The organism is Hyphomonas sp. UBA3601 (genome assembly GCF_002375605.1).
GTDB lineage: Bacteria > Pseudomonadota > Alphaproteobacteria > Caulobacterales > Hyphomonadaceae > Hyphomonas.
The window spans coordinates 19938-25351 of record NZ_DFME01000047.1; the positions used below are offsets into that span (position 1 = coordinate 19938).

Annotated in this window: 6 protein-coding genes and 1 pseudogene; all 7 read right to left on the reverse strand. The window is 62.4% G+C overall.

Features of this window, described 5'->3' with window-relative positions:
• A partial coding sequence (locus B4F73_RS05585; RefSeq protein ID WP_290481740.1) for a hypothetical protein occupies positions 1-189 on the reverse strand: 189 nt, incomplete at its 3' end.
• A gap of 202 nt (positions 190-391) precedes the next feature.
• Entirely contained in the window at positions 392-979 is a 588-nt protein-coding gene (locus B4F73_RS05590; RefSeq protein WP_290481741.1) for a hypothetical protein, read from the reverse strand.
• Positions 980-992: 13 nt separating this feature from the next.
• Positions 993-1532: a hypothetical protein gene (locus tag B4F73_RS05595; protein ID WP_290482695.1), complete on the reverse strand. Its 540-nt coding sequence runs from the start codon at positions 1530-1532 to the stop codon at positions 993-995.
• 83 nt (positions 1533-1615) lie between these two features.
• On the reverse strand, positions 1616-1852 hold the full coding sequence (locus tag B4F73_RS05600) for a F0F1 ATP synthase subunit C (protein ID WP_027838455.1): 237 nt from the start codon (positions 1850-1852) through the stop codon (positions 1616-1618).
• Positions 1853-1968: 116 nt separating this feature from the next.
• A complete protein-coding gene (locus B4F73_RS05605) occupies positions 1969-2751 on the reverse strand; it encodes a F0F1 ATP synthase subunit A (RefSeq protein ID WP_290482696.1) in 783 nt (260 codons plus the stop codon).
• On the reverse strand, positions 2748-3104 hold the full coding sequence (locus B4F73_RS05610; protein WP_290479444.1) for an AtpZ/AtpI family protein: 357 nt from the start codon (positions 3102-3104) through the stop codon (positions 2748-2750). The genes B4F73_RS05605 and B4F73_RS05610 overlap by 4 nt, the downstream gene beginning before the upstream one ends.
• Positions 3105-3253: 149 nt before the next feature.
• Positions 3254-5414 (reverse strand): annotated as a pseudogene (locus tag B4F73_RS05615) (chromosome segregation protein SMC); the annotation flags it as partial.

Below are 5414 nucleotides of genomic sequence, written 5' to 3' on the forward strand. Positions count from 1 at the left end.
CAGATCGCCAAGCGCGATGCGGAAGGCTTTTGACGGTGTGAAGGCCAGCGGGTCGTCGGGAGCTTGCGGGAATTCGTGCGGAGGATGCCCGATCCATTTCAGGTATACGGTTCCCTGCCGATCAATGACCGTCATGAACGGGATGCCCCTGCCTTTCACGGCGCGCACATAGAGACGCCACGCGACCATCTGCAGCCAGATCCAGAACCTATGGGGTTCCAGACAGGAAGGCAGGGGCGAAGCCAGTGGAGCGAGCAGGGTGTCCATGCCCCAGAGTTTGCCGTCGAGCAGAGGGCGGTTGGATAGCAGATACAAAAAACCCCTGAACTGCGCGGCAGGTCAGGGGTCTTGAAAAATATGAGCTGGGGAGAGGCTGAAAGGTGTCCCCGCTCTAGCCGAGGGCTTTTTCGATTTCGCGGGCAGCGGATTCGAATTGGTCGACGGCCGTGTCTTCGGCCAGAAGGCGTTTCGCAGCGGCCGTGGCAGCGTCTGCAGCGGCGCGGCGGACTTCCTCGGTCGCTTCGGCTTCGGCGCGGGTGATGCGGGCTTCGGCCAGCGCTTCGCGGCGGGCGAGGCGGTCTGCAATATCCTTGCGAGCCTCTTTCATGATCCGCTTGGCGTCGTCCTTGGCCTGGGCGATCATCGCTTCGGCTTCCTTGTCTGCATCCTGCTGGCGACGCTCAGCGAGGGCGAGGGCTTCAGCCGCCTGCTCGCGCAGGCTCTGGGCTTCTTCCAGCTCGTTGCGGATGTCGTCTGCGCGCTTGTCGAGGCCGCCGAGGATCGTCTTCAGGGCGCCCATGCGCCATGCGATCAACAGGAAGGCCGCGAAAGCCAGGAATGCGGTGTGCGTGACCGGATCGGTCAGCGAATACATGAAGCCGCCGATGAAGCCGCCACCGCCATGCGCATCAGATGCGGCAAAGGCGGGTGATGCGACCAGCGCAGCGAAGGTGAGGGCAGGGGCAAGACGAAGGGGCATCTGCATGTCTCTCTTAATTCAGAGCCGTCGAAACGGCTTTCTTGAGGTCAGCCGCAGAGGCCTTGAGGCCGAAACGGGCCGTCATGGCGTCAGCTGCGTCTACAGCGATTTGTTCGACATTCTGCATGGCCGTTGCGCGCAGGGCGGAGATCCGCTCTTCGGCAGCGTCCAGCTTCTTTTCGATCTCGGCGTCGACGCGAGCCGTTTCAGCCGTCATTTCGGCATCAACCTTGGCCGCTGCCTTGTTCGCTGTTTCGCGGGCTTTCGCCTTGGCCTGGGCAATGCGCAGTTCGAGCGCCTGCTGGGCTTCGGTGGCCTGCTCGTTCAGCTTGGCTGCCTGATCAAGATCAGAGGCGATGCGGTCAGACCGTTTTTCGATCGTGTCCGACATCTTTGGCAGGATGAAGCGGGAGAGGGAGAAGTAGAGGGTCGCGAAAAGGATCGCGAGCCAGAACAACTGGCCCGGCATGTGCCACGCCTCGAAAGGCGGGAACGGAGGCGGCGCGTCATCCGGTAGGTGATGGGCAGTTTCCGCAAGCAGGGCGAGCAGCATTTCAGTACCTCAAGTGCAGCATCAGGCTGGATCGGGCCGGTGGTCTATCAAGTCCGCCGGCCCGTTCTTGGCGTGTAAGTGGCTTAGACCACGAACAAGATCAGGACGGCCACGAGGAACGACAGGATGCCGAGTGCCTCTGCGAGGGCCATACCGATGAAGAGGTTACCGGTCTGCTGTGGTGCAGCGGACGGGTTGCGCATGGCAGCGTCGAGGAACGAGCTGAAGATGTTGCCCACACCGATCGCGGCACCGATCATGCCGAGAGTTGCGAGGCCAGCGCCTACATATTTGAGGCCGAGTGCGATATCGCCTTCCATGGTCGTCTCCTGTTTGGAATGCAAGGGTTTCAATAATTTGCGGCCCGTGAAGCGTGTTCGTTGGGCTGCGTCAAGTTTTTTAGTGCGTGCCCAAGGGCCGCACTGGCGAAGAGTCCTTAGTGTGACGGGTGCAGTGCGTCGTTCAGGTAAACGCAGGTCAGGATTGCGAAAACATAGGCCTGAAGACCTGCCACAAGAAGTTCGAGAGCGTTGAGCGCGATACCCATACCGAAGGCCAGGATGCCGACCACGCCCATGAACACCGCGCCGGACAGGGCCGCGCCGATGAGCTGGGCTGCAAAGGTTGCAAACAGTTTCAGCATGATGTGGCCAGCCAGCATGTTGGCGAACAGACGCAGCGCCAGTGTGACCGGACGGGCCAGGAAGGAAATGACCTCGATAGGCACGAGGATGAAATAGATCGGCCAAGGGGCGCCCGATGGGGCGAACAGCTTGAAGAAGCTGAGGCCGTTCTTCCAGATGCCGAAGCCGATGACGATGGAAATGACGAGCAGGGCCAGGGCGCCGGTCACGACCAGATGGCTGGTTGTGGTGAAGGCGTAAGGCACCATGCCGATCATGTTGGCAAAGAATACGAAGAAGAAGAGCGTGAAGACGAACGGGAAGAAGCGCAGGCCTTCTTCACCAGCGGTCGAGCGGACCATGTCGGCGACGAAGCCATAGCCGATCTCGGCCATGGATTGCGTACGGCCCGGCACCAGCGCCTTCTTGGAAGCGGCGTAGCCGAAGAAGGCGATGCAGAGCACCACGCCCAGCAGCATGAAGCCCGAAGCATTGGTGAAGGAAATGTCGATATTGCCGAGGCGCAGGTCCAGCCACTTCGTGACCTGGAACTGGTGGATCGGATCAATCGCGGTGTTTTGCAGAGCGAAGTTCATTCGTTCCCGGTCCCGTCTGTTGGAGCCTCAGGCTCCGATAAATTCCCTAGCGCCCGGGCATTCAGTTCCCGATAGGCGCGCATCATCGCTCGTATACCTGCTGCGAAGCCGATTGTACCGACAATCAGCAGGCCCCAGGGCTTTGTTCCTGCGAATGCGTCGATCCAGAAACCAATGAGGCCTCCGACAAAGATGCAGGCGACAAATTCCGCGCCGTATCGCAGGGCGTAGGCCCCGGCCGAAAGACTTCCATCATCTGCATCCAACTTGCGTTTTGCCGCATCCTTTGCCGCTCTGGCCGCCTGAGCCTGGGCGATACGTTCACCGAGGTCGTTCGGGCCTTCACTGGACATGGTTTGCTAAGCTTCGCGCAAGCGAATCCCTTCTGATGGGGTGCCCCCCGGATTTCGGCGCAAACTATGTATTGGGGGCAGGCAAGTCAACCGCGATTGCAGAAAGCTAGAGGTCTGATTCTATTGGATTTCTATAGTGTGGGTGTGCGCTACTCCGCCGCAACGAGCTCTTCGGCTGCCTGCAGGTCCACAGAAACCAGCTTGGAAACGCCTTTTTCCCGCATAGTGACGCCGAAAAGACGGTCCATCCGGCTCATCGTGACCGGATTGTGGGTAATCACCACGAAGCGCGTATCGGTGCGCTGGCGCATTTCGTTCAGCATGTTGCAGAAACGGTCGACATTGGCGTCATCGAGCGGCGCGTCCACCTCGTCCAGCACACAGATCGGCGCGGGGCGGGACAGGAAGACCGCAAAGATCAGCGCGGCCGCCGTCAGGGCCTGTTCGCCGCCGGACATGAGGTTCAGCGTGCCGAGCTTCTTGCCGGGTGGCTGGGCCATGATTTCGAGCCCGGCTTGCAGCGGGTCATCGGCATCGACGAGGCGCAGTTCAGCCTGGCCGCCGCGGAACAGGGCCGTGAACAGCGCCTTGAAGTGTTCATTGACCTGCTCGAACGCTTTCAGAAGGCGTTCGCGGCCTTCGGCGTTCAGGGCATCGACGCCCTGGCGCAGCTTGGCGATTGCAGCGACGAGGTCTTCCTTCTCGGTCACCTGCGAACCGAGCCGTTCTTCGAGTTCTTCGGCTTCTTCCTCGGCATTCATGTTCACGCCGCCCAGCTGGTCGCGCGTGCGGCGGAGCTCATCGGCGCGGCGTTCGGCATCGCGGGGCGTGAACTCGCCCATCGTCTCTTCTTCGAGGCCTGCTTCGGCAATCGCCAACAGGCCTTCCGGCGTACGCTGGAAATTGTTGCGGGCGATCTCGACCGATTCTTCGAGCCGGCCTTCGGCGTTTTCGAGCTTCACCTTCCAACCGGCAAGGTTCTCGCGCGCTTCTGAGGCGGCATTGGCGGCTGCGCGGGCGGCCTGTTCGGCTTCGCGGATGGCGGCTTCTTTTTCGGCGAGCTGGTCTGCGACGCGCTTGCGTTCGGTCTCCAGCGATTCGACTTCGTTGCTGCGGTTCTCGATCTCGGCGGCCAGCTGTTCGGGGCGTGCCTTGGCGGCCAGGGCATCGGAAGCGGCAGACTGGCGGCGCTCGATCAGGCGCGCGACGCGCTCCTCGGTCGCGGTAATGCGGCCGGACCATGTCTTGATGTCGCGTTCAAGGCCATCGCGACGCGCAGCAGCCTGTTCGCGGCCGCGTGTAATGTCTGTCAGGCGGCCGCGCGCTTCGATCTCAGCGGTGCGGGCCTCGGCCACCATTGTGCGGGCTTCGGCGAGCCGGGTTTCGAGCGCGGCTTCATCTTCCGCCGGGCCTTCCGGTGCAATCATGGCCAGCGTTTCGTTGACGATGGCGAGGTCGGCCTCGGCGCGGGTAAGGGCTTCTCCGCTTGTGTCACGCTTCATGGCTGCGCGTTCGGAGGCTTGTGCTTCCTGTGAGACGCGATTGCGTGCCTCGCTGAGCGCGCGCTGGGCCGGGGCAATGGCCTGGCGCAGGTCGCGGAGTTTCACCTCAGCCGTCTGACGGGCGTCACGGGCAGCTACAAGGTCTGCCTCACGCGCCTCATAGGTGGCGGTCAGAGCGGGCAGTTCAGCTTCGGCGGCTTCAAGCCGGGCCTGTTGTTCAAGACGTGCAGCTGCGCTGACCGGTGCATCTGGTGTGCGGATATAACCATCCCAGCGCCAGAGATGCCCCTCGACGGAAACCAGTCGTTGGCCGGGCTGGAGCTGGGCCATCAGGCGCTCGCCATCGGTCACGTCCACAACGCCGCATTGGGCAAGCCGCGCAGCGAGTTCGCCGGGAGCCTCGGTCACATCTGTCAGCGGGCGGGTACCCTGCGGCAGGGATTGCGAAGCCAGCGACGCGCCGCCCCAATACATTGCGGCAGAGCGATCGGTTGGCGCTTCGATATCATCGCCCAGAGCGGCGGCAATGGCTTTCTCGTACCCATCCTGCGTACGAATGCGCTCGACAACTGGCGGGGCTTTCGGGCCTTCGGCCTTGCGAAGCAGCTTGTGCAGGCCAGCAATTTCGGCCTCGAGCGCGCGCACGTCTTGCTGGGCCGCATCCCGGGGGGCTTGTGCGGACGTTTCCGCCTCACGGGTCGAATTGAGCGTAGACTCGGCGGTTTCGACGGCGCGTTCGGCGTCTTGCAGGGCGGCTTCGGCATCCTGTTCGGCCGCTTTGGCATCGCGCAGGCGGCCGACCAGCGAC

Excerpts from the sequence above, each read along its gene's own strand:
- B4F73_RS05590 (WP_290481741.1), bottom strand. The coding sequence starts at position 979 with ATGCCCCTTCGTCTTGCCCCTGCCCTCACCTTCGCTGCGCTGGTCGCA.
- B4F73_RS05595 (WP_290482695.1), bottom strand. The coding sequence starts at position 1,532 with ATGCTGCTCGCCCTGCTTGCGGAAACTGCCCATCACCTACCGGATGAC.
- B4F73_RS05600 (WP_027838455.1), bottom strand. The coding sequence starts at position 1,852 with ATGGAAGGCGATATCGCACTCGGCCTCAAATATGTAGGCGCTGGCCTC.
- B4F73_RS05605 (WP_290482696.1), bottom strand. The coding sequence starts at position 2,751 with ATGAACTTCGCTCTGCAAAACACCGCGATTGATCCGATCCACCAGTTC.
- B4F73_RS05610 (WP_290479444.1), bottom strand. The coding sequence starts at position 3,104 with ATGTCCAGTGAAGGCCCGAACGACCTCGGTGAACGTATCGCCCAGGCT.